The organism is Alienimonas sp. DA493 (genome assembly GCF_043951915.1).
Taxonomy (GTDB): Bacteria; Planctomycetota; Planctomycetia; order Planctomycetales; family Planctomycetaceae; genus Alienimonas.
The window spans coordinates 1-23,790 of sequence record NZ_JBINJD010000074.1 but is presented as its reverse complement, the minus strand read 5'-3'; the positions used below and the strand labels follow the sequence as shown (position 1 = coordinate 23,790).

Here is a 23,790-nt window from a genome sequence, read left to right as displayed (position 1 = left end):
GCCGGGTCGCCCGCGGCGACCCGGGTCGTGTCGGCGAAGCCGGTGCTGGTCAGCCGACCATCGCCGCGGCCGGGTCGGACGTCGGCGTCCGCGGCGAGGCAGAGGGCCGCCGCCATCGCGTGCGGCAGGTGCGAGGTGCGGGCCAGGCGGGCGTCGTGCTCCGCCGGGGTCATCCACTCCACCCGGCTGCCCAGCGCCTGCCAGAAGCGGGACACGGCCGCGGCCGGGGCGTCGTCCCGCGCCCCGCAGACGACCGTCACCCGGCCGGCGAACAGGTCCGCGTCGGCGTGCTCCCACCCCGCCTTCTCCGAACCGGCCAGCGGGTGCGATCCCACGAACTGCGGCTGGTCCCGCAGGTCCTCGCAGATCGCCCCCTTCACGCTGCCCGCGTCGGTGACGACGGTCTGTTCGTTCAGCACGCCGAGAAAGCGGCGGACGTCCGCCACGATTCGCCCGACCGGCGTGCAGACGACCAGCAGGTCCGCCCCCGCCGCGGCCTCCGGCTCGGTGGAGAATTCGTCCAGCAGACCCGCGTCGCGGGCGGCGGCCAACCGGTCGGCGTTGCGGCCGAAGCCGATCACGCGGTCGGCCGCCCCGCGAGCCTTCGCGGCCGCGGCGATCGACCCGCCGATCAGCCCCACGCCCACGACCCCCAGCGTGCCGGTGCGCGGCTCTCCAGCCCCCTCCGCAGGCGAAACGTTCGGCGGCGGGGTCGTCGGTCGGCCCATGGACGCGGGAGTCTACGGACCCCCGACCGCCCTTCCCACCGACAACCCGTCCGCCCGGCTCTGCGGCGGCGGAACGGGCGCGGGTTGAAATGCCCGCGCCGCCTGCGCTAATGCCCCGGTGACAGACTCGACTTCGACCGCCGCACCCGATTCCGAACCGCCGGCCGCCCCCGCGTCGGAACGCCCCGCCCCCGAGGCGAGCGTGACGGAGGCCTGCGACCGCATCCTGGGGGCGTTGAACTTCTCCTCCGGGGGGAACGACGGTCCGCTGGCGGTCGGCTTCTGCGAACTGGCCTCCGCCCTGGCGGGCGGCGCGGGGACCGTGCCGCCCTATCCGCGGACGTTGGCGGCGCTCTCGGAGCGGTTGGAGACGCTGTCGCGGGAGCGGGCCGCCTTCGCGGACGCCGCCCAGGCGCGGGCCGTGCTCGAGGGGCTGCGCAACCTGCCGGACGATTACCGCCGCTATCACCGCGATCTGCTGCCGGACCTGTCGGAGGCGGACCTCTCCGCCCCGCTGTTCCTCGCCGCGGCCGCCGACGCCCTGTTGCAGGTCGGTCAGCACGGCAACGGGACGACCGGGGGGCCGGGCGTGGTGCGGGCCGCGGTGCTGCGGCTGAACGACTACGTCGGCCACCGTCCGATCCCGGTGCTGGAGGGCGGCGCCCGCAGCGAGGTGCACCCCCACGAACGGCACCGCCCCGTCCCGCTGTGGCGGCCGGAGGTCGGGAGCGCCCCCGGGCCGAACGCCGAACTGCTGGACGCCACCCTCGCCCTGCTCCGGCAGACGCCCGCCGACATGCTGGAGGAGGCGGAGTTCCACCCGGACCGCATGCGGGAACTCGCTCTCGACCTGCGGACCTACGACGACCGCCACCCGGTCTTCAAACGCACGAACTACCTGTTCGGCGAGTGGGACCCCGAGAGCCACCGGGCCGACGGGCTCTCCCGCCTCACCGACGAGCGAGCCGACGACTCCGAAGGCGGCGACTATACCCGATTCGTCCTCCGTCGGCCGGTGCTGGGCGCGATCCAGCGTTGGGTGGAACGGGACGGCGACGGCCCGCACGCCGAGCGGCTGTTCGACGGCTCCGCGGCCCTCGCCGGCACCGTGCTGATGGCGGCGGCGGTCTCGGGCCGGGACCCGCACGCCCACGACTCGGCGGCCTCCCTGATGACGCTGCTCCCCCGCATCGCGGCGTTGCGGGATCGGTTCTACGAGTGGCTGATCGACTCCCAGACCGGCGAGCGGGCCAATCGGCTCGCCGAGGTGACGAAGCGAACCCGCCAGCCGTTCGGTCACGTCCGGCAGTATCTCAACCTTTCGCTCTCCGACCTCACCGCCCGCCAGGCCCAGGGGCGGACGGTCGCCACGCAGTACGCCCGGCTCGGCCAGCCGGACGCGGCCCGGGAGGAGGCGGCGAACAACCCCAGCGCCGCCGGACGGTTGGAGGCGGGGATTGAATGCGCCTTGGCCGAGGGCTTCGCCGCGGCGAAGGACCCCGCCGGCCGCCTGCGGGACGCCGCCGACCGCTGGGACGCCGCCGCCGGGCTGATCCGCCGCGGCGTCGACTGCGGGCTGCTGCCGGACCCGTGGACGGTGATCGGCTACCAGGGCCAGTACCCGCTGTTCCGCGCCCGGGAGGACAGCCTGCCGGACCCGCGGCTGGAAACGCTGATCGAGCTGGTCGGCGAGACGCTCCGGCTGGGCGGCGAGGTGCGGATCGAATCGGCGGCCCGGGGCGTCTCCGCGGACGATCCCGCCCCCGCCGCCGGCGAAGCGGGCGAGGCCGGGGCCGGCGTGGGCTTCGCCGCCCGGTTGGAGCGGTTCGCCGACTGGTGGGACCGGTTCGCCACCACCACCGTCGACGGTCTGCCGGCGGTGCAGGGAGCGGCCGCGGTGGAGAGCGCCGCCCGCGTCGCGGGGGTGCTGGGCGAGTGGCACGACGCCGGCGGGGCCGACGCCGGGCTGGGCTTCTGGGCGAAGCGGCTCGACGAGTTAGACCGTGGGGCCTCGCTGGCCCGGGCGGCCGATCTGCTGCTTCGCACCGAGCAGCCCGCCGCCGCGGCCGGCCTGCTGTACTACTGGGTCGGCGAGACGGAGCAGTTCGGCGCCGGTCCGGAGGGGAACACCGTCTTCCATCTACTCCGCCGCAGCCTGCTGGGCCAGCTCTCCGCGGCCGACCAATCGAAGGGGAACGGCGCCGCGGAGCCGGCGGCGAAGTTCTTCGAACGGCTCGAACCGAACACGGAGCACCTCGCCCTGGAACTGCCGGACGGCGACCTGATCCCCCCCCGCAAGGGCGGCGGGGCGGCGCTGGTTGGCGGGGAGGAGGACCCGGAGGACGAGGACGACGGCGACGAGTTCGCCGCCGCCTATGAGGGCGTCACCTTCCAGGGCAGCACGGACGACGGCGTCGAGGGCGATCTGCTGGACGGCCCCGGCCCGCCGGGGGATCTGGACGAACTGCTGCCGGAACTGGTCCGCGGCTGGGACGTGCCGATCCGCTACCGGGAGGCCGTCGCCGCCCTCTGGCGGGACGCGATCGCCGCGGTGCCCCCGCCGCCCGCCGCCGGGGCGGAGTCTCCCGCGGAGACCGGCCCCTTCGTCGACGTGCTCCGGCACTGGACTGGGGAGTTGGTCCGGCTGCGGGACGAACTCACCGCCGCCGCGGCCCTGATTCACGAGCGTCCGATCGGTTCGGCCACCGGGGACGAGATCGAAAATATGCTGCGGGACGAGCGCCTGCAGATCCGTCACCGCCTCGTGCACCGCCTGATCGGGGCGGCGGCGGAACTGACGCTGACTGCCCGCCTGGCCCGCGCCCGGCTCGACGGCTTCGCCGAGACCGCCGACAGCGAGTTGGTCGAGAGCGACGGCGACGGGGACGGAACGGCGGAGGACACGGACGAGTTCGCCGTCGCCGCCCACCGCCTGCTGGCCGCCGTGCAGCGGCGGGACCGGGCCGGCGCCCGCCGGACCTTCGCCGCTTTCGCCGCCAAACTGCGGCGCCGGCGCCTGCTTTACGTGCCGCCGGACCGCGGGGGGGACCCGGTCGTCGCCGCCCGCAGTCGGGCGGACTGGCGATTATTGGATCATCTCGCCGTGGAACTGCCCCGGCTGGGGCTGATCTCTCAGACGCACCGCCTGCTGTCGGCGGTGCTGCACGCCGAACGCGGCAGCCGGATCGGCGGACCGGTCGTCACGGAGTTCGACCGCCTGTTCCGCCGGGCCCTCAGCGCCGCAACCGCCGCCGCGGTGCGGGCGACGGCCCCGCCGGACCGCCCCGCCGCCCCGAACTTCGCCCGCATCCCGCCCGACCCGCGGGAGAGCGGCCGCCGCAGCCTCTACGAAAACCCGAACGAGGGGCGAATCCGCACTTTCGCCCGCTTGCTGCGGCCGTTCCGCACCCTCTGGATCGGGCACAGCCGCACGTTGCGCCTCAGCGTCGCCGAGAACCTCCGCGATCCCGGCCTGCGGCGGGACCTCAAAGAGTTCATCGCCAAGTACGGCGGCGAACTGCTGCACGCCCGCAACCTCACGCTGGGGCACGTGCGAATGGTGCTGCACACCGGCGTCGATCAATACCTGGAGGCGTTGGTCCGCAACCCGGACCCGCTCAAAACCAACGCCCTCGTCGACGATCTGGTCGAACGCCGCATCGAGCGGGCGCAGGCGGAGAAGCTGCTCACCCTGATCCTGCAGATCGTCGTGGAGAAGGTCGATCGCTGGATCGAATACAACTCCCTCACGACCCGCAGCGACTACGGCGAACGCTTCTACTGCCTGCTGGATTTCCTGCGGGTGGAGGTCGATTACGACCGGGACGAATGGCACCGCGTGCCGCGGGCGGTCATCTTCCGGGCGCTGGCCCGGAGCGGCGAACTGGAACTGGCCGACCGCTGGCTCCGCATGATGCGCCGCGACACGCGGCAGCGGGCGGAGATGCACCTCGTCCGGCTGGCCGATCGGGAGGAGCACTACGGCGTCCGCCTGCCCGGGGTGCGGGACAAATTGGAGGAACGGCTCGTCGGCCCGCTGATCCGAGAGCGGCTGTACGCCCTCGTCAAACCGAGTTTGAAAGGCGGCCACGGCCGGCCGGCCCGGGCCTGGTTCGCGGAGCTGCGGGGCGAAGTCGACCGTCTGCGGGAACGCAGTCGCCCCAGCGGCCCCGAGCCGCCGGAGTGGCTCGACGGGTTGGAGGAGGAGGTCAGCCGCCAGCTGCGGGCGACGGCCGACCCGGTCCGCCTCCCCCCGGCACCGCTGGGCTACGGCGACCTCGTGGGGCAACTGCGGCGCCTCAATCGGCGTTGAGCGGCGCTGCCCCGCTCAAAACGGCACCGGGGTGAACAGCCCCGGTTGCCGCAGGGCCGCGACGGGCCCCGCGGCGCTGAGGAGCGGCGTGAGGAACAGCAGGCCCGCGTACGCCAGCGAAATCGCCCAGCCGAGCGGCAGCCAGAACGCCGCCCACCACCGGCCGGGCGGGGCGGCGACGGCGTCCGCGTTCCGTCGGGTCCAGCCGGCCAGCAGGCGGCTCGGCAGCACGCCCGCGATGCAGGCCGGCGTCAGCAGCCAGCGGGCGTCCGCGGGCGCCTCGACCACCGCCAGCGAGTAGAGCGGCAGCGAACCGACGATCACCGCGAGCAGCACGCCGACCCACCGCGCGGGCCGGGTGCGCCACGTCCGCCACGCCCCCCGCGGGCTCAACCCGGCCCGCAGGCTCCGCCAGAAGCCGTCCCGCCGGGCCGCGGCAAGGTTCGCTTGGGCCGCGGGGATCAGCGGGAGCACGCCCGCCAGCCAGAGCGCCCCCAGCGTGCGGGCCAGCGCCCGCCCGGCCCCGTCCCCCTGGATTGCCAGCAGCACGGAGGGCGCCAGCGCCCACGCCGCCGCCACGAGAAACCCTTTCGCCCCCAACACGACCGCCCCCGCCGGCGCCAGTTCAGTCCAGAGCCAGCCGCATCGGGCTCCGAGTCGGTCCAGCGCCGCCCCGGGACCCCGCAGAACCCGCAGCAAATTGCGGAGCGGCCGGAACCAACCGGTGCGCCCCCCCGCGAGCAGCCACAGGGTCAGGTGCGCGGCGAGCGCCGCCGCCAGGGCGTAGGTCGCCGCCCGCCAGCCGCGGGCCGCGGCCGAGCCGGGGGCGATGACCGCCGCGTCCGAGGCCAGACCGGCCAGAAACCGTACCGGTTGGAGGGCGAGCCAGATCGCGGCCGCCACCCCCGCGATCAGGGCCGCCGCCCGCAGCAGCCGGCCGAGCGGCGGGCGGGCCGTCGCCCGTTCGCTTCCTTCGGAGGACCGTCGCACGCCGTTGGCGGCTCGGCCCTCCGCCTCCAGCATCCACCCCAGCGCCAGCAGCGGCCCGCCGGGGACCGCCGCGACGGCGGCCAGCAAGGCGCCGAAGCTCAGCGTGCCGACCGTCGCCCGGACCGCGACCGTCACCCAGCCCCACATGCGGCGGAGGCGCCCCGGACGATGGGGCGTCTCGGCCGATTCCGTCAGCGCCGCGGCGGTCGGCGGAGCGAGGGCGACGGACATGCAGAGCCGGCGTGGGGCGAAAGCGGGACGCCGGACGATACCCCTCGAAGATCGTCGGCGTTGCGACGAATCCTTGGAAACCTGGACGACCGCGTCCGGGTAACTTTGAACGATTGCCGTTTCCCTGCCGCCCGCCCGCGTGCCGTTCGCCCGCCCCTCCCGCCGCTGGCTCGCCCTGCTCGCCGCGGGGGCGGTCTGTGCGGCCGCCTTCGCCGCCGCGGAGCGGGACGTCCCCCCGGGTCCGCCGCCGCTCCAAGACCTGCCGGACGCCGCGGCGGTCGACGACTTCTTCGCCGAACGGTGGGCGGAGGAGCAGGTCGAACCGGCCCCGCCCGCCGATGATCTGCTCGTGCTGCGACGGCTTTCGCTGGCGTTGCACGGCACGATTCCGTCGTTGGAGGAGATCCGGGCCTTCGAGGCGGACGCCGGCCCGGACCGGCTGGTCCGCTGGACCGACCGGCTGCTCGCCGACCGTCGCTTCGCCGACTACTGGGCCGAACGGCTCGCCCGGGCGCTGGTGGGCGTGCACGAGGGAAACCTCATCCTGTTCCGCCGCGACCGCTTCAAGGCGTGGCTGGCGGACCGCCTGCACCGGGACGCCCCTTGGGACGAGACCGTCCGCCGGATGATCGCCGGGGAGGGGATGTGGACCGCCAAGCCGGAGGTGAACTTCGTCACCGCGGAGATCGAGAACGATCTGCTGGACCGCGAGGCCCTCGCCGGCCGCACCGTGCGGGCCTTTCTGGGACAGCGGATCGACTGCGCTCAGTGTCACGATCACCCCTTCGCCGAGTGGTCCCAGGGGGATTTCGAGGGGCTGGCCGCCTTCTACGGCCGCACCGCCTACGGCCTGACCGGCGTGCGGGAGCGGACGCGGGAGAACGGCGAACCGAAGGAGTTCGCCGTGCAGGATCGCGAAACGTTGGAGGACCGCGTCGTCGCCCCCGCCGTGCCCTTCGCCCCGGAGCGACTGCCGGAGACGTTCGAGGCGGACTCGACCGCCCGCCGGGCCGCCCTCGCGGCGTGGGTCACGCACCCGGAGAACCGTCGGTTCGGCCGGGCGACGGCGAACCGGGTTTGGGGCCTGCTGTTCGGCCGGGCCTGGAAGGAGCCGGTGGACGACCTGCCGGACCCGGAGCCGCTCGAACCCGGGGAGCCCGGCGATCTGCTGGACCGGCTCGCCGCCTCCTTCGTCGGCCCAGGGCAGTACCGGCTGAAGGGGCTCATCCGCACGATCGCGGCGTCGCGGGCGTTCCGGCTCTCCTCCGCCGTGCCGGGGGCGGGGGAGCAGGAATACGAGCGACTCACCCGAGCCGGGGCCGTGTTCCCGCTGACCCGGTTGCGGCCGGAGCAGATGATCGGGGCGATGACGCAGGCCGGCAGCGTGCGGACTCTCGACGCCGACAGCCCGCTGTTCGTGCGGGCGATCCGATTCTTCCGCACCGTCGACTTCGTTCGCGATTACGGCGACCCCGGGGAGGACGAGTTGATCCGCGAACCCGGCACCGTGCCGCAGGCGTTGCTGCGGATGAACGGTCGGTTGCCGCGGGAGATCGCCCAAAAGCAGCCGTTCGGGGCGCCCGCTCGCCTGACCTGGTTCGCCGGTCCGCCGCCCCGGCAGATCGAGGCGGCGTTCCTCTGCGTGCTCTCCCGTCGCCCGACGGACGAGGAGGCCGCCGCGCTCGCCCGGTACTACGAACCGAACGGGGACGAGGCGAACTACCCAATGGAAGACGTGTACTGGACCCTGTTCAACGCGCCGGAATTCTCATGGAACCACTGATCGCCCGATCGCCGTGGGGGCCGCGGGGCTTTCTGCCGGGGCGCCGCTCGGCGTTGGCGGCGGCCGCCTCGCTGGGGCTGTCGTTCGCCCTGCCGCCGCTGACCGGCCGGGCCGCGGAGCGGCGGGGGGCGGAGCGGGCGAAGAGCCTGCTCGTCCTTTGGATGCAGGGCGGCATGAGCCAGTTGGAGACCTTCGACCCCCACCCCGGGACGGCGATCGGCGGGCCGACGAAGGCGGTGCGGACCGCATTGCCCGGCGTGCAGTTCGCGGACCTGCTGCCCCGCACGGCCGAGCGGGCGGACCGGCTGAACCTCGTCCGGTCGCTCACCAGCGCCGAGGGCGATCACGAGCGGGCCACCTACTTCCTCAAGACGGGCTATCGGCCGGATCCCACGGTGCGGCACCCCTCCGCGGGGGCGGTCGCGGCCTACGCCAGCCCGCCGGAGGGCTTGGCGATCCCGGCCCACGTGGCCCTCGCCCCGGCCCAGTGGCCGCCGCGGGGCGGGTATCTCGGCCCGCGGTTCGACGCCTTCCAGGTGCACAACCCCGGCGGCCCGCCGGCGAACCTGACGGACGTCGCGGCCCCCGCGCGGCGGGAGCGTCGCTTGGCGGGGCTCGACGTGCTGTCCCGCTCCTTCGCGGCCGGCCGGCCGGGGCAGTTGTCCCGCATGCGGCATGACGAAGCGACGGCCGAGGCGGTCGCGATGATGGATTCGCCGCAGGCGGACGCCTTCGAGATCGCCGAGGAGCCCGAGGCCCTGCGTGCCGCCTACGGCGACACCCGGTTCGGCCGCGGCTGCCTCGTCGCCCGCCGGTTGATTGAGACGGGCGTGCGGGCGGTGGAGGTGACGCTGAACGGCTTCGACACCCACGCCGACAACTTCGGCGGGATGGCGACGCAGACGGCGACGCTCGACCCCGCCCTGTCGGCGCTGCTGGACGACCTGACCGCTCGGGACCTGTTGCAGAGCACGGTCGTGCTGGTCATGACCGAGTTCGGCCGCACCCCCCGCATCAACCCGCTCGACGGCCGCGACCACTGGCCGAAAGGGTTTTCCTGCCTCGTCGGCGGCGGGGGGCTGGCCTCCGGGCGGGTGATCGGCGCGACCGACCCGGCCGGCGAGAAGCCGCCGACCGATCCGGTGAGCGTGCAGGATCTCTTCGCGACCGTGTTCGACAGCCTCGGGATTGATCCGGAGGAGGAGGAGATGACGCCGATCGGCCGCCCGCTGAAGCGGGCGGAGGGCACGCCGTTGACCGCCCTCCGGGCCTGACCGCTTCGCGCGCGGCCCCGCGGCCGGCCGAGGCGGCATGGACCGGGCGGGGCGTCGGCTGCTAGGACCCGCGCCGCCGCCCGGAGCCCCCGGTGCGGCGATCGCCCCCGGGATCGAGGCGTCCGCGTGCTGAAACTGCTCACCTCCCCCGCGACCCTCGCGGCGGCGCTGACGGCGCTGTTCCTCGTCGCCTGCGGCGACGGCGGGCCGCTGGCGCACCCGCTGGTCTCCCGCTACGCCCTCGGCCACCCGCTGGCGGTGGCGACCGTGGGGCTGTTCTTCGCCGGGGCCGCGGCCGTGCTGATGCGGGCCGTCGGGCATCGGGCCGAACGGCGGGCCGTCGCCGCGCTCTCCGCCTGTCGTTTTCCCACGGCCGCCGACGCCCTGACCTGGGCGGGCGACTCCCGCCTCGCCGCCCCGGCCCGCGTCCGCGGCCTGCTGACCGATCCGCCCCCCGCCGACCGGGCGGAGGCCCGGCTCGGCGCCCTGCACGAAACCGCCGCCGACCGCCTGCACGACAGTTACGGGCTGGTCCGCACGATCACCTGGGCGGTGCCGATCCTCGGCTTCCTCGGCACCGTCGTCGGCATCACGCTGGCGATCGCCGGCATCGATCCGGACGGACTGGGCGAATCGCTGGGCGAGGTGACCGGCGGACTGGCGGTGGCCTTCGACACGACGGCGTTGGCTCTGGCCCTGTCGCTGGTGTTGGTGTTCGGCACCCACGCGGTGCAGGGGGCCGAACTGGCGAATCTGGAGCGCCTGCGCGACGCGGCCTTCCGCACGCTGCTGCCGCTCTGCCCGGCGACGGAGGAGGACCCGGTGCGGGCCGCCGCCGCGGACGTGGCCGAGCTGATGCGGCGCCGGGCCGGGGACCTCGCCGAGGTCCACGCCGCCGCGTGGCGGGGCAGTTTGGAGGAGATGCGGTCGGCCTGGGCGGAAACGCTGGCGGAGAGCCGGGCCGCGTTCGCCGCGGGCATCCGGGCTGAGACTGCCGCTGCCGCGGAGGCCGCCGAGCGCCGTCAGCAGGCCGCCGGGGAAGAGTTCCTCTCCGCCGTGCGGGCCGCGACCGACGCAATGACCGGGGCCGTCTCCCGCTGGAGCGACGGCTTCGAGGAGGCCGCGGCCGCGGAGGTCGATCGCTCCGATCGCCTCCGGGAACTGGCGGATTCGCTCGCCCTGATCGCGGAGCGGACCGAGGCCCAGAGCATGATCGCAGGCCGCATCGACGCCGGTCTGGCGTCGGTGAACGAAGCGGGGCGCTTCGAGGAGGCGGTGCACTCGCTGACCGCCGCCGCGCACCTGCTGACGATGCGCCTCGGCGGCGTGCCGGCTCAGACCGCCCCGCAACCGACGACCGAGATCGTCGCGCCCCCGCAGAGGCGCGCCGCCTGAGGGCGACGGCGAGAATCCTGACCCGTGCGACGCGCCAGCGGTCCGAACGTCAGCCTGTTCCCGTTCCTGACGGTGCTCCTGTGCGCCAGCGGGACGCTGATCGTGCTGTTGATCGCGCTCTCCCAGCACGTCCGCGAGACGCCCCCCGACCAGGCCGCGGCCGCCCCGTCGCCGCCCGCCCCGCTGGCCGTCGCGGTCGTCGCGGTCGTCGCGCCGCCGCCGGAACCAGACCCGGAACCGCTTGAACCGCCGGAACCCGCCCTGCCGGAGCCGGCGGGGCCGGCGGTCCCGCAGGGGCCGCCGCGGGTCGTGCGGCTGCCCTACGAGGGGCCGGACCCGGCCGAACCGCTGCGGCGTCGACTGTCGGCCGCCCGGACCGCCGCCGCGGAGGCGACCGCCCGGCTCGACGCGGCGACGCTGCGGCGTCGGGAGGCGGAGGCGAAGATCGAAGCGGCCCGGTTCGCCGCGGCGGAGGCGACCGCGGCCCTCGAAGCTGCCGGCGCTCGGCTGGCGTCGCTGGAAGAAGCCCGGGAGAGCGGCGAGGCGGCGGCGGCCCGCGCGACCGCGCAGGTGGCCGAGTTCCAATCCGCCGTCGCGGCGGCGGCGGAGGACGATTCCCCCCGCGCCCTGCTGCCGGTCGTCCGCACCCCGGAGGGCGTGACGGCCGACCGGCCGATCCTGCTGGAATGCGTGGCGGACGGGGTGCGGTTGCGTCCCTACGGCGTGACGGTGCCGGTGGCCGCGGCGGGGCCGACGCCGACCGGCACGGCGCCCGTGGCGGCCGGCGTGCAGGCCGCGTCGGCGGCCACGGGGGAGAGCTACGTGCTGCTGATCGTCCGTCCGGACGGCCTGCCGGCGTTCTATCGGGTCGCCGGGGCCCTCTCCGACGCCGGGGTGCGGTTCGGCTATGAATTGCTGGACGAAGAGGCCGAGATTGCCTGGGGCGAGACGACCGCGGAGACGGCCGCGACCGTCTCCGCGGCGGTGCAGGAGGCGCTGCAACGGCTCCCGGCTCCGTCGACGACCGAGGGCCCCGCGCTCGCCGGCGCCGGCCTCCCGGGCGCCGCTGGTTCAGGGAACGGCGGCGGGGGTTTTGGAGCGAACGCTCCCGCCGACGGCGGCGCGGCCGGTCCCTTCGTCCCCGGCGGGACGGGACGGAGCGGCGCGGGACGAGGCGTCGCCGGGGGCGGCGGAGCCGCGGCGTCCGGGCGGCCTGATCTGTCGAAGAACTTTCCCGCCGGCTCGCCGGCGGACCGCCTGATGGTGAACGGACCGACGCCCGCACTCGCCGCGTCGCATCCCGCCCCGGCCGGCGGTCGGTTCTCCCCGTTCGCCGGCGGACCGGCGGACAGAGCCGGCGCCGCCTCGGCCGCCGCCTCGGCCGGAGCCGCGGGCGGGCCCGCCAACTCCGGTATGGAGAGGCCCGCCACAACCGGCGCCGGCCCCGCCGCCGGGGCGCCGGACGGGAACGCGTCCCAGACCGTCGCCGGAGACGGCGCCGTCACCGATCGTCCGGGCACCCCGGTTGAAAATCTTCCTGCCGGCGAGAGAACGCCTCAGTCCGGCGCCGCAGCCGGGGGGCGAGGAACGGCCGATCGCTCCGCGTCCGGCGGCCCGTCCGGCACCGAATCCGGCGGAACTGCCGGCGGAGCTTCGGGCGGCGGAGCGGCCGGCGGGAGCGGGGCGGCGAGCGGCGGCCGCGAGGGGGACAGGGCGGGCGGTGGGGCGACTCGGCGGTCCTCCGTCGGCGGGAAGCGTGACGACGCAGCGGCCCGCGACACCCGGATTCGCTACGCCGTGCGGACGCCCGCGACGCTGGCGGCGTCCCACCTGTGGATCAACGACCGCTGGGTGCCGCTGCCGGCCGACAACGAACGGCTGATCGCCGCGCTGCAAACCGAGTTCGACCGCCGCCTCGCCGACCGCGGCGACCCGCCGACCGGGTTCCGGTGGAGCCCCGAATTGCGTCTGAGCGTCCGGCCCGACGGCCGGCGGCAAGTCTCCCGTTTGATCGAAGCCGCGGAGTGGGCCGGGGCGACCGTGAAGCTGGAAGGGGAAGCCCGATGAGCCGCCGCCGGCACGAACAGTCCGACGCCGGGAGCGACAGCTTCCTCGACGTGCTCGCCAATTTGGTGGGCATTCTCGTGGTGCTGGTCGTGATGACCGCCCTGCAGGCGGCCGTCGGCTCGACGGAGACGCCCCCGGCGGCGGAGCCGGAACCGCCGGCGCTCGCCGCGGAACAGGTCCTCGCTCCGGAGCCGACGCCGGCGGCGCCGGGACCTGAGAAGGTCGCCCGTGTTCCGCTGATCGCCCCGAAGCCGAACGTTGTGTTCGAACCGACGCCGCCGCCGGTGGTGCCGGCGTCGTTGGAGCGGGACGTCGCCGCCGCGGAGGCGACGCTGGCGTCGCTCCGTCGGCGGGTGGAGGAGACCGCGGCGGCGAACCGAATCGCGGAGGCGACGGCGGAGCGGGAACGGCAGCGGGCGGCGGCCGCGGCGGCGGAGTTGCGACGCCGGCGGACGGAGATGACCCAGTTGCAGGCGGACGCCGCCGCCGCCGCCCGGGCCGCGGACGCCGCCCGGTTGGACCGCGACCTCTGGGCCGCCAAGGCCGCGGCGGCGGGCGACAAACCGCCGGAGCGGTTCGAACACTCCGCTCTGCCGGTGGGGCGGCGGGTCGTGGGGGACGAGCTGCACTTCCGGCTCGTCGGCGACCCCCACGACCCGAAGGGCGGGCTGGTCCGGCCGGTGCCGATCGACGCCCTGACCGACCGGCTCGAACGGGACGTGCAGCGACACCGCGACCAGATCGTGGCTCAAGGCGGGTACGACGGCGCCGTGGGGCCGATGGCCGGCTACGTGATGAACTACCGCATCGAGCGGGAAGGGGACGACGTGCTCACCCGGGTGCGGACCTCCTCCCCCGGCGTCGTGCGGTTCCGGCTGTCCGGCTGGACGCTGGCGAACGACGGGGAAGACCCCTCCGTCCCGGTCGACGCCGCGCTCGCCGAGGGCTCCGACTTTCGCTTCCTGCTGGCGACCGCCGGTCCGGGGGCGACGGCGACGTTCTGGGTCGCGCCGGAGGCGTTCGCCGCCTATCACGCGCTGCGGGAGGAGGCCCGGGCGGCCGGGCTGTTCGTCGCTGCCCGGCCGCTGCCGGCCGACGTCCCGATCACCGGCAGCCCGAACGGCAGCCGCTCCTTCGCCCAGTGAGCCGGCCGGACTGCGGCGCCGCGGTTCAGTCGTCCGGCAGCACGTCCGAGAGGTCCGGGGTGAGCAGCGGTTCGATCTCCTCGACCGTCACGTAGTAGGCGCCGCGGGTGACGTCGTTCTCGGTGAGCGTCGCGGTCAGCTTCGCCGGGCCCTCGGGGAGCGACATGATCATCACCGGCGGGGCGTCGAACGACCCGGTGCGGGCGCCGCGGGTCTGGGAGTTGCGGCTCTCGAACGAGACGGCGCAGCTGCCCTGCCAGTCGCCGTCCTCCTCCGCGGCGGCGGGGCGATCGCGGAGGGTGATCCGGTAGCGGCCCGCCCGGGGGGCCTGCACCGCCCACCAGCCGGTCGAGACCGGGTCGTTGCGGATCGCCGCCTGACTCCAGGGCACCGGGCGGTTCTCGGGCTGGTGCCAGTCGTGGGCGCACAGCTCCACCGGGCCGGGGCCGAGGTCGATCCGCACCAGATCCTCGTCGAACGGGTCGTCGAAGGCCGGTTCAAGCTCCGCCCACCACTGTTCGTAGGCTCGTTGGAGTTCCGCGACGACCTGCGGGTGATCGGCCGCGACGTCCGTCTTCTGCCCGGGGTCGGCCTCGACGTCGTACAGTTCCTCCCGGTTCACCAGGCGCCAGCGGTCCGTCATCACGGCGGACTTCCGCCACTTCTCCGGCACCTCGATGCGTTGCGAATGCACCGCCAGCGTGCGGTCCGGCCACTCGCTGTCCTCGCCCCGCAGCAGCGGCGTGAGATTGCGGCCGTCGAAAGCCGCGTCCTCGGAGGGCGGTACGTTGCAGAGGCTCAGCAGGGTCGGCATCACGTCGATGTGGGCGGTCAGGCGGTCGACGTCGCGTCCCTCTGCGAAGCCGCCGGCGGGCCAGTGCAGAAAGAAGGGCACGCGGTGGCCGCCGTCGTATTCGCTGCCCTTGTTCCCCCGCATGCCGGCGTTGAAGCCGCCGTCCTTGTGCCCGGCGGCGGTGCCGTTGTCGGTGGTGAAGACGAAGATCGTGTTCTCCGCCAGCCCCAGTTCCTCCAGCCGGTCGCGAAAGGCGCCGAGGCGGGCGTCGATGTTGGCGATCATGCCGTAGAAGTTCGCCCGGTCGCCTTTCACCCCCGCGTCGCGGTAGGGCTGCGACCACTTCTCCGGCACGCGGTAGGGGCCGTGGGGGGCGTTCGTCGCCACCGTGAGGAAGAAGGGGCGCCCGGTCTTCGCCGGGGCGTTGCGGGCGACGAACTCCTCCGCGGCGTCGAACCATTCGTCAGTGCAGTATTCGTCGGTCGACTGCAGTTTCTCCGTGCCGTCCGGGTTCTTTTCGGAGCGGGAGAACCAGAAGTAGGTGTCGCCGAAATAGTCGTTGCCCCAGTAGTCCGGGGCCTGCCCGACGCCGCCGCCGCCGTGGGTGTAGGCGAAGTCGAAGCCCTGATCACGGGCCCGCAGCGGGGCGTTGTCGCCGAGGTGCCACTTGCCGACGATCCCCGTCCGATAGCCGGCGTCGCGGAGGCGTTCGGCGATCGTCACCTCCTCCGGCGCCATGAGCGAACGGCCCTGAATCGTGTGCCAGACCCCGGTTTTCGTGCTGTAGCGGCCGGTGTAAAGGGCCGCCCGGGTGGGGGAGCAGGTCGGGTCGACGTGGTAATCCGTCAGCCGGACCGACTCGGCGTGCAGCCGGTCCAGGTTCGGTGTCTTGAGGACCGTGTTCCCGTGGCAGGAGAGGTCGCCGTAGCCCTGATCGTCCGTGAGGATCAGCACCACGTTCGGCCGCTCGTCCGGTTCGTCGGCCCCCGCGAAACCGCAGGCGAATGGCGTGAGCGAAAGAGCGAGCAGGTAACGGATCATTCCTCCTTCTCCTCGGTTGGGGTGTCGGCCGTCGGTTTCGGCGCGACGAGCGGCTCGCGCGGCTCGGGGGAGAGGTCGACGCCGACGATCTCCGCCTCCGGCAGGTCCTCCAGCAGGGCCAGCGCCCCGTCGGGGGTGACCCGCGTGTCCCACACGTACAGCGTCCGCAGCGCCACGAGCCCCCGCAGATTCTTCAGACCGGCGTCCGACACATCGGTGCCGTACAGGTTGAGGTACTCCAGCTTCTCCAGCGTGCCGACGGGGACGAGGGCCGCGTCGGTGATCCGCGTGTTCTCCAGATGCAGCTTGCGGAGGTTCGGCAGCAGGGTGAGTTTGTGGCTCAGGTCGTCGTCGAACGGGGTGCCGCGGAGGTTCAGTTCCCGCAGCCGGTCGGCCAGCGGCACGAGGGCGTCGAGGTGCTTCGCCGTCAATTTCACGTCGCCCAGGTGAAAGGAAACGTCCAGCCGGGCGTCGTTCTGGGCGAGTTGGACGACCTGACCGCCGAGGGCCTCCACGGCGGCGATCGCGGCCCGATCGGCGTCGGTGAGCGGCGGGACGGCGGCGGCGTCTGCGGACTCCGATTCCTGGGGGGCGAACAGGGCGGCGGCGAGCAACGCGGCGAGCGGCATGGGGGATTCGCCTCGGGAACGGGGGGCGGTGCAACGGTAACCGCCGATCGGAGCGGGCGGCAATGGACGCGGGTTCGCCGCCCCGGCGGGATCTGCTAGACCCCGGCCGTGTCCGTCGGAACGCCCGCCGCCGCCCCGCCCGCCGAACCCGCCGCGCCCCCGGGCCGCTTCACGGAGCCGGTGCGGGCCCTCGGGGCCACGCTCTTGAGCGGCGTCAGCGAGGTCGGCGACCTCACCCTGTTCGCCCTCGCCGCGTTGCGGTCCGTGCTGCGGGCCCGGCCCTCAAGGCGCGTCCTGCTGCCCTGCCTGTACGAGATCGGCGTGCGCAGCATCCCCGTGGTGCTGATCACCGGCGGGTTCATCGGCATGGTGCTGGCCGTGCAGAGCTACGACCAGCTCCACATGATGCACCTCGAAAACCGGCTCGGGGCGGTGGTGAACGTCTCGCTGGTGAAGGAACTCGGCCCGGTGCTGGCCGCGGTGATGCTCGCCGGCCGGGTCGGCAGCCGGACGGCGGCGGAACTCGGCACGATGCGGGTCACCGAACAGATCGACGCCGTGAAGGCCCTCGGAGCCGATCCGATCGGGCACCTCGTCGTGCCGCGGGTCGCCGCCTGCGTGTTGCTCATTCCGCTGCTGACCGTGCTGGCGGACGCCTGCGGGATGTTCGGCGGGTGGCTGTTCAGCGTGAAGCTGCTGGGCATCTCCGACTTCCACTACTGGCACCACACGCTGAACTTCATCACCGCGTACGACTTCGCCAGCGGCTTGCTGAAGAGCCTCGCCTTCGGGGCGTCGATCGGCGTGATCGCCTGCCACCGCGGCTTCCACTGCGGGGCCGGGGCCGAGGGCGTGGGGACGGCGGCGACGGAGAGCTTCGTGCTCTCCTTCATGGCGATCCTCTGTCTGGACTTCCTGCTGGGCGTGGTGCTCGGCCGGCTGTACTGGATCCTGTGGCCGGCCCCCATGACGCTGATGTGAGGGGAGAATCAGGATGACGGCCCCCAAGCTGGAACTCCGCACCGCCTGCAAGCGGTTCGGCTCGAACACGATCGTCCACCGGCTGAACCTGTCGGTCGCCGTGGGCGAGACGCTCTGCCTGATCGGCGAGAGCGGGTGCGGGAAAAGCGTGTCGATGAAGCTCGCCGCGGCCCTGCTGCCGCCCACCAGCGGCGGGGTGCTGTGGGACGGCGACCCGGTGCACGCCCTTCCGCCGGAGGAGTTCCGCCGGCGGCGGATGAAGTTCGGCTACCTGTTCCAGGGGGCGGCGCTGTTCGACAGCATGACCGTCTTCGAGAACGTCGCCTTCGGCCCCCGTCAGTTGCACGCCGCCGAGGGGCCGAGGCTGGAGGAACTGGTCGCCGCCCGCATCCGGGAGGTCGGCCTGCCGGAGCACGTCACGCACCGCAAACCGGCCGGGCTCTCCGGCGGACAGCGAAAGCGGGTGGGCCTCGCCCGGGCGCTGGCGCTGGACCCGGACGTGATGCTCTACGACGAACCGACCACCGGGCTCGACCCGGTGATGAGCGACGTGATCAACGAACTGATCCTCCGCGTCGCCGCCTCCCGGGACGGAGACCCGCGGCCGGACCGCCCGCCGGTCACCTCGATCGTCGTCACCCACGACATGCACACGGTCCGCCGGGTGGCGGACCGTGTCGTCATGCTGCGGCCGGCGCCGAACCTGGGGCCGCTCGAGTCGCAGGTGCTGTTCGACGGGAGCGTCGAGGAACTGTTCGCCAGCGACGACCCCGCCGTCGGCCCGTTCGTGCGGGGCGAGGCGGGGGCGAAGCTGGCCGAACTGGCGGCGTAGGGTCCGCTCCGCGGACCGCTCGCATTGGCTCGGCGCGACCTGAAGACGGTCCGCTGAGCGGACCCTACGGGCTGTCCGCGACCGCGGCGCCGCTGTCGGGCGCCGGACCGGCGGGTTCGAGCTCCTTCAGCAGACGGAGCAGGTCGCTGTCGGTGGTGAGCACCAGCCGCGTATCGCCCTGCAGGGCGGTGCGGTAGAGCTCCAGCTTCTTCTGGAAGGAGTAGAAGTCGCCGGTCTCCGCGATCGCGGCGGCGAACTCGCGGATGTTGCGGGCGTCGATCTCGCCGCGGATCTCTTTGCTCTCCCGTTCGCCCTCGCCCTCGATCCGTTCCACCTCGCGGTTCGTCGCGTTGAGGATCTCCTGCTTGCGGCGCTCGCCGGCGGTGCGGAAGGAGATCGCGTAGCTTTCCAGTTCGGTGCGGAATCGGGCGAAGGAGGCCTCCCGCACGGCGGGGACGAACTCGATGTTGCTGATCCCGACATCGACGATCTCCACACCCAGATCCTCGCCCTCCTCCTTCGCCAGATTCTCACGCAGGCGCTGGCGGATCGTGGCGATGATCTTCTCCCGCCCCAGCGAGATGTCCGTCACCTCGCCCAGGGCGGCGCCTTCCTCGGTCGGGCCGGCGTCGTCATCGGCCGCGTCGGCGGGGGCCTGCACGCCGAAGTTGTAGGTCAGCTCCCGGTTCGTGCTGCGGACGACCTCCGCCAGGTCGACGCCGGTGACGACGTCGCGGATCTCGCTTTTGACCCGGGCCCGGACGATGCGTTCCTCGGCGGCCTCGACGGTCCGCAGGTTGCCGACGAACCCCAGCGGGTCCGTGATCTTCCAGACGGCGAAGGCGGAGACGTCAATCTTCAGTCCGTCCGCGGTGGGCAGGTCCTCCAGCTTGTCGCCGGGGCCGGTGCGGTAGAACTGCAGGGTGGAGGGCAGCCGGCGGACTTCCTGGATGAACGGCGTTTTCCAGTACAGCCCGGGCTCGGTGCGGCCGACGATCGGCTCGCCGAACTCGACCACCACGGCGACCTCCCGCTCGTCCACCGCGTACAGCGACGAGGAGAGCGTGACGGCGGCCAGCGCCAGCACGACCAGAAACCCGGCCAACGCCGCCGGGCCGAGGAGGGGGGAGCGACGGCTCATCGGGAGGCCTCCGGGTCGAGTTGGAGCAACGGGAGCGGGCCCTGCAGGTCCGCGTCGAGAATCGTTTTGCCGGAGACGCCCGCGAGCACCTCCTGCATCGCTTCGAGGTAGAGCCGCTGGCGGGTCACGTCCGGGGCGGCCCGGTAGGCCTCGTATTTGGCTCGCAGGGCGGCGATCTCGCCGTCCACCTCGGCCCGCTGGCGGTCCGCGTAGCCCTGGGCCTCCTGCACGAGGCGGTCGGCCTCCGCCTTGCTTTCGTTCAGCAGGCGTTCGCGTTCCTTCTCCGCCTCGCTCTGGAGCCGTTCCTGGTCCTGGTCGGCGGCGACCACGTCGTCAAACGCCTGCTTCACCTCCGCCGGGGCCGTGACCCGCTGCAGTTGCAGCGCCTTGATCGTCACCCCGCAGTCGTATTGATCCAACATCGCCTGCGTCGCCCGGCGGGCCTCGGCGGCGATCTCGCCGCGCTTGGAGGTGAGGACCTCGTCGATGCTGTAGTCGCCCACCAGCCGGTTCATCACGCTGCGGGAGGCGGTGGCGATGATCCGACTGAACTGCTCCGGATCGCCGGCCCGGTCGAAGGCGAACAGGTACTTCTCCGGGTCGAGAACCTGCCACTGCACGGTCCACTCCACGTTGGCGGCGTATAACTCGCCGGTGAGCATCAACGACTCCGCGTCGGGAGCGCCTTGTCGATCGGCGCCGAGCGTCTCCTGCGGCAACCGCAGGCTGTGCACCTCGACGGAGACCGTTTCCACAGTGTCCGCCAGCGGCACGCGGAAGTGCAGGCCGGGCTCGGCGATCTGCTGGAACTCCCCGAACCGCAGCACCACGGCCCGCTCGTTCGGCTCCACGGTGTACACGCACCGCACCGCCGCCAGCAGGAGAAAGAGGACGACCACCCCCGCGATCGCCGGTTTGACGTACGGGGTGAGGTCGATCTCCTCGGACGGTCGTCGCCGCTCCGGGCGGCCGAACGGGTCGGTGGGCATCGGGGTGGGATCAGGGCTGTGGAAGAACGGAACGACGGGCCAACGCACGCGCCGGCCGGCCGGTTCAGAAATCCATCCTAGGCCACGGGAGGCGGTCCGGCCGGCGACGATCCGCGGCGCTCGGCGAGGAGGGCGTCGAAATCGGTCGGCGGGCACCGCACCGTCAGCGGCGTTCCGGTGATCGGGTGACGGAACGACAGCTCCGCCGCGTGCAGGGCGTGCCGGCGGGCCGGGTTGGGGCACTCGCCCGGCGGCCACTTCAATCCGCCGTCCGCGGCGTAGAAGGCGTCGCCGAGGACCGGGTGGCCCAGCGCCGCCAGGTGCACGCGGATCTGATGGTTCCGGCCGGTGTGCAGATCGCACCGCACCAGCGTGGCGTCGCCGAGCCGCAGCAGGACCCGCCAATCAGTGCGGGCCGGTTTGGGGCCGCGGGCGTCGGGGCCGCAGGTCATCAGGGCTGAGTCCCGCCGCTTGCCGATCGGCCGCTCGCAGCGGCCGGCGTCCGGGCGGAGGTCGCCCTCCACCAGCGCCAGATACGCTTTGCCGGTCTCGCGGTTCTCGAACTGCAGGCAGACGCCCGCATGGGCGTCGGCTGTCTTGCAAGTCAACAGCACGCCGCTGGTCGCCCCGTCCAGCCGGTGCACGATGCCGGGGCTCAGCAGCCCCCGCGGGGCCTGCCGGTCGAGATGGGCCTGAATGCGGTTCAGCATCGTGCCGCGCGTCGTCGCCCCGGTGGGGTGACAGATCACCCCCGGCGGCTTGCGGACCGCCAGCAGCCACGGGTCTTCGAGGAGGACGTCCAGCGGTTCGTCCTCCGCCTCCTCGTCCCAATCCGGCGGATCGGCGAGGCGAACCAGCAGCACGTCCCCCTCCGTCACCCGCCGCCGCGGACCGACGGGGGTGCCGTCGTCCAGCGTCACGCCGCCGGTCGTGGCCGTGCGGGACAGCCGGGCCGGGGAGTGGTTGCGGAAGTGCTTGTGCAGAAAGGTGTCCACCCGGACGCCGTGGGCGGCGCCGGTGACGGTCAGGGCGATAGGCGGCGGACTATTCGAGATAGCTGACGATCAACATCGTCCAAGGAAACGCGGCCACGCCCAGCATGGCCGCCCAGACGAACGACGCCGCGAACCGGTACGGCCAACGGCAAGGCCACGTGGCGAGCGGATACACCCCGGCGGCAATGGAGACCCCGGCGAATCCGAACAGGATTGGGAAGATGACGTCCTCGCTGGCGTTTCCGACGTCCAGCGCCACGAACCAGATCGCCAGCGCCGGCGAGTAGATCCAGAACGGCAGCATCAGAGCGAGGACCGCCCGGCCGACCGGCTCCTGCCAACGAACACTCGGCGGCAACGGGCCGAGAACCAAATACCCACGCACCCGCCGGACCGCGAACCGTCGGCGGGGGGACGGCGGTGCGGGCGGCAGATCGCTCGTCACGACCCGCCGTCGGCCGCGGCGAGGCGCTCCAGTTCTTCCCGCGGCGGGGCGAAGGCGGCCCAGACGTCGCCGGCCCGGGTGGGGGCGCCGGCGTCCAGCAGCTCCAGCGCCCGCCGGGCGTCCGCGGCGGCCCGCTCCTCATTGCCCTGCGCGAACCGAACAAGGGCTCGGCCGCCGAAGTCGGCCGGATCGGCGGATTTCTCCTTCTGCTCCGTGAGTTCCTCCGCATTGAGCGCCTGCGGGGGCGGGCGGTCGCCGAGGACCTGGTCGAACAGCCGTTCCGCCTCGGCCAGTTCTCCGTTCCGGCGCTTCAACTCCGCCAGCCACCCCACCGCCGCCGGCCGGGCGATGCCGGTGGAGACGCTGTCCTCGAAGGAGCGTTCGGCCAGCTCCCATTCCGCCGCCTCCCGCTCTTGGAGTTCCACGACGGCGGCGTCGTCCGCGGCGATCTCCGGTTCGTCCATCTTCTGCCGAAGCTGAACGATCCGTTCCAAGGCGCCGAGGCCGTCGGTGAAGCCGAGCGTCGCCCGGTTCTGCAGCCGCGGATCCGCCCGGATGAGCTTCACCGCAAAGAACCCCGCGGTAATCGCCAGCGAACCGAGGACGACGCCCATCACGATCCACTTTCCCGGCAGCCCGGCCGGCTTGGGCGGGCCGGGGGCGTCGTCCGGCTCCGTCAGGTTCACGTCAGTCAACCCGTCGCGTTCCAGCGCGGAGGGGCTCAGCGGGTCGTCGGGGCGGTCAGTCATGCGGGGATGATACGGGGTTCCCGACCGGCGGCAGCCCGCCGGTCTGCCGCACGGCTTCGTAGACGGCGGCCGTCACCGTGCTGGCGAGGTTCAGGCTCCGCACCTCCGGCCGCATCGGCAGAGTCAGGTTACGGGCCGGGTCGCGGGTCATCAGCTCCTCCGGCAGTCCGGACGACTCGCTGCCGAACAACAGGGTGTCGCCGGGAGCGAACTCCGCGTCCCACATTGGGCGGGCGGCGTGCTTGGTGAAGGTCCAGATCGTGCCGCCCGGCTGTTTGCGGCGGTATTCGGCCCAGTCGTCCACGGCCTCCCAGTCCAGCAGCGGCCAGTAGTCCATGCCGGCCCGACGGAGGTGCTTTTCGTCCAGCCGGAACCCCAGCGGGCGGACGAGCCACAGCTTCGCTCCCACCGCCAGACAGGTGCGGCCGACGTTCCCGGTGTTGGGCGGGATCTCGGGCCGGTGGAGGACGACGTGGAAGAGCGGTTCGGTCATCGGCGATCGGGCGTGAGCGTGCCGAAGCCTACAGGCAGGCCGCCTCCGGGTCGCCCGCGGGAGCGGGAGTCGGTCCGCTCTGCGGCGACGGTTCGGGTTCGTCCGCTGCGGCAAAGGCCCCGCGGACGACCCACGCGGCGAACAGCCCGGCGGTCAGGTTGCCGGCGACGATGCCCCACAGGAAGCCGACCCACCCGTGCCACGTCGCCCCGAGCCACGCCAGCGGCACGACCAACGCGAACAGGCGGACGGAAATCACCAGCACGCTGCGGCTGGGCCGCTTCAGCGCGTTGTAGACCCCGCTGACCAGCGCCGTCGCCCCGAAGCCGGCGTACCCGGCGGGGACGATGGCGAAGTACTGGGCGGCCTCGACGAGGGCGTCGGCGGCGTCGGGGCCCTCGTCGACGAACGCCGCGGCCAGCGGGCGGCGGATCAGGAACAGCACGCCCCACGCCGCCAGTCCGTACAGCACGGCGAACCGCAGGACGAGCGTCGCGGCGGTGCGGACCCGCTCGCACTGGCCGGCGCCCCAGTTCTGCCCGACGAACACGGAGTTCACCGACCCGACGGCCATCACCCCGACCAGCGCCAGCGCCTCGACCCGGCCGCCGACGCCGAACGCCGCCACCGCCGAGGTGCCGAAGTTCGCCGCCAACCTTGTCAGGACCGCCGCACTGAGCGGCACCAGCAGGTTCGTGCCGATCGCCGGCAGGCCGATGATCAACGCCTCGCCCCAACTCGCCAACCACCCGCCGCCGGTCGCCGCGGCCCAACTCA

The 23,790-nt window shown here is 73.4% G+C and carries 19 protein-coding genes; 8 read left to right on the top strand and 11 right to left on the bottom strand.

From position 1 onward, the window contains the following. A partial coding sequence (locus ACG2DA_RS12685; RefSeq protein ID WP_395256072.1) for a prephenate dehydrogenase occupies positions 1 to 728 on the bottom strand: 728 nt, incomplete at its 3' end. A 118-nt stretch (positions 729 to 846) separates the two neighbouring features. On the opposite strand from ACG2DA_RS12685, the gene ACG2DA_RS12680 reads away from it, so the two are divergent. Next, positions 847 to 5,040 (top strand): hypothetical protein, encoded by a 4,194-nt coding sequence (locus ACG2DA_RS12680; protein ID WP_395256071.1) that lies wholly within the window; start codon positions 847 to 849, stop codon positions 5,038 to 5,040. A gap of 15 nt (positions 5,041 to 5,055) precedes the next feature. On the opposite strand, the gene ACG2DA_RS12675 is transcribed toward ACG2DA_RS12680, so the two are convergent. Then, positions 5,056 to 6,261: a hypothetical protein gene (locus tag ACG2DA_RS12675; protein ID WP_395256069.1), complete on the bottom strand. Its 1,206-nt coding sequence runs from the start codon at positions 6,259 to 6,261 to the stop codon at positions 5,056 to 5,058. 139 nt (positions 6,262 to 6,400) lie between these two features. On the opposite strand from ACG2DA_RS12675, the gene ACG2DA_RS12670 reads away from it, so the two are divergent. From ACG2DA_RS12670 to ACG2DA_RS12650, 5 genes are all read left to right on the top strand, one after another. Further along, positions 6,401 to 8,044, top strand: a complete 1,644-nt coding sequence (locus tag ACG2DA_RS12670) for a DUF1549 domain-containing protein (protein ID WP_395256068.1) — start codon at positions 6,401 to 6,403, stop codon at positions 8,042 to 8,044. Beyond that, positions 8,032 to 9,318 (top strand): DUF1501 domain-containing protein, encoded by a 1,287-nt coding sequence (locus ACG2DA_RS12665; RefSeq protein ID WP_395256067.1) that lies wholly within the window; start codon positions 8,032 to 8,034, stop codon positions 9,316 to 9,318. The genes ACG2DA_RS12670 and ACG2DA_RS12665 overlap by 13 nt, the downstream gene beginning before the upstream one ends. Positions 9,319 to 9,444: 126 nt before the next feature. Further along, positions 9,445 to 10,713, top strand: a complete 1,269-nt coding sequence (locus tag ACG2DA_RS12660; protein WP_395256066.1) for a MotA/TolQ/ExbB proton channel family protein — start codon at positions 9,445 to 9,447, stop codon at positions 10,711 to 10,713. Between the two features lie 24 nt (positions 10,714 to 10,737). Beyond that, a complete protein-coding gene (locus tag ACG2DA_RS12655; RefSeq protein WP_395256065.1) occupies positions 10,738 to 12,780 on the top strand; it encodes a hypothetical protein in 2,043 nt (680 codons plus the stop codon). After that, positions 12,777 to 13,925, top strand: a complete 1,149-nt coding sequence (locus ACG2DA_RS12650) for a hypothetical protein (protein ID WP_395256064.1) — start codon at positions 12,777 to 12,779, stop codon at positions 13,923 to 13,925. The genes ACG2DA_RS12655 and ACG2DA_RS12650 overlap by 4 nt, the downstream gene beginning before the upstream one ends. A gap of 25 nt (positions 13,926 to 13,950) precedes the next feature. Here ACG2DA_RS12650 and ACG2DA_RS12645 read toward each other — a convergent pair whose 3' ends face one another. Together ACG2DA_RS12645 and ACG2DA_RS12640 are read right to left on the bottom strand one after the other, a co-directional pair. Next, positions 13,951 to 15,759: an arylsulfatase gene (locus ACG2DA_RS12645; RefSeq protein WP_395256063.1), complete on the bottom strand. Its 1,809-nt coding sequence runs from the start codon at positions 15,757 to 15,759 to the stop codon at positions 13,951 to 13,953. Continuing rightward, on the bottom strand, positions 15,756 to 16,388 hold the full coding sequence (locus tag ACG2DA_RS12640; protein WP_395256062.1) for a leucine-rich repeat domain-containing protein: 633 nt from the start codon (positions 16,386 to 16,388) through the stop codon (positions 15,756 to 15,758). The genes ACG2DA_RS12645 and ACG2DA_RS12640 overlap by 4 nt, the downstream gene beginning before the upstream one ends. A gap of 108 nt (positions 16,389 to 16,496) precedes the next feature. On the opposite strand from ACG2DA_RS12640, the gene ACG2DA_RS12635 reads away from it, so the two are divergent. Further along, a complete protein-coding gene (locus tag ACG2DA_RS12635) occupies positions 16,497 to 17,369 on the top strand; it encodes an MlaE family ABC transporter permease (RefSeq protein ID WP_395256061.1) in 873 nt (290 codons plus the stop codon). A gap of 13 nt (positions 17,370 to 17,382) precedes the next feature. After that, positions 17,383 to 18,201, top strand: coding sequence for an ABC transporter ATP-binding protein (locus tag ACG2DA_RS12630; protein ID WP_395256060.1), 819 nt, complete (start codon positions 17,383 to 17,385; stop codon positions 18,199 to 18,201). 64 nt (positions 18,202 to 18,265) lie between these two features. Here the strand turns inward: ACG2DA_RS12630 and hflC are convergent, their stop codons facing one another. From hflC to ACG2DA_RS12595, 7 genes are all read right to left on the bottom strand, one after another. Beyond that, entirely contained in the window at positions 18,266 to 19,342 is a 1,077-nt protein-coding gene (gene hflC / locus ACG2DA_RS12625) for a protease modulator HflC (RefSeq protein WP_395256059.1), read from the bottom strand. Continuing rightward, a complete protein-coding gene (gene hflK, locus ACG2DA_RS12620) occupies positions 19,339 to 20,331 on the bottom strand; it encodes an FtsH protease activity modulator HflK (protein ID WP_395256058.1) in 993 nt (330 codons plus the stop codon). The genes hflC and hflK overlap by 4 nt, the downstream gene beginning before the upstream one ends. Positions 20,332 to 20,408: 77 nt before the next feature. Continuing rightward, positions 20,409 to 21,326: an RluA family pseudouridine synthase gene (locus ACG2DA_RS12615; protein WP_395256057.1), complete on the bottom strand. Its 918-nt coding sequence runs from the start codon at positions 21,324 to 21,326 to the stop codon at positions 20,409 to 20,411. 49 nt (positions 21,327 to 21,375) lie between these two features. Continuing rightward, positions 21,376 to 21,684 carry a hypothetical protein gene (locus ACG2DA_RS12610; protein ID WP_395256056.1) on the bottom strand — a complete coding sequence of 103 codons (309 nt, stop codon included), beginning with the start codon at positions 21,682 to 21,684 and terminating at the stop codon, positions 21,376 to 21,378. 83 nt (positions 21,685 to 21,767) lie between these two features. After that, positions 21,768 to 22,520, bottom strand: a complete 753-nt coding sequence (locus ACG2DA_RS12605; RefSeq protein WP_395256055.1) for a hypothetical protein — start codon at positions 22,518 to 22,520, stop codon at positions 21,768 to 21,770. Then, positions 22,513 to 23,013: a tRNA (cytidine(34)-2'-O)-methyltransferase gene (locus ACG2DA_RS12600; RefSeq protein WP_395256054.1), complete on the bottom strand. Its 501-nt coding sequence runs from the start codon at positions 23,011 to 23,013 to the stop codon at positions 22,513 to 22,515. Before ACG2DA_RS12600 ends, ACG2DA_RS12605 begins: the two co-directional genes overlap by 8 nt. A 28-nt stretch (positions 23,014 to 23,041) precedes the next feature. Beyond that, positions 23,042 to 23,790 (bottom strand): MATE family efflux transporter (locus ACG2DA_RS12595; RefSeq protein ID WP_395256053.1); only part of this gene is annotated, 749 nt, incomplete at its 5' end.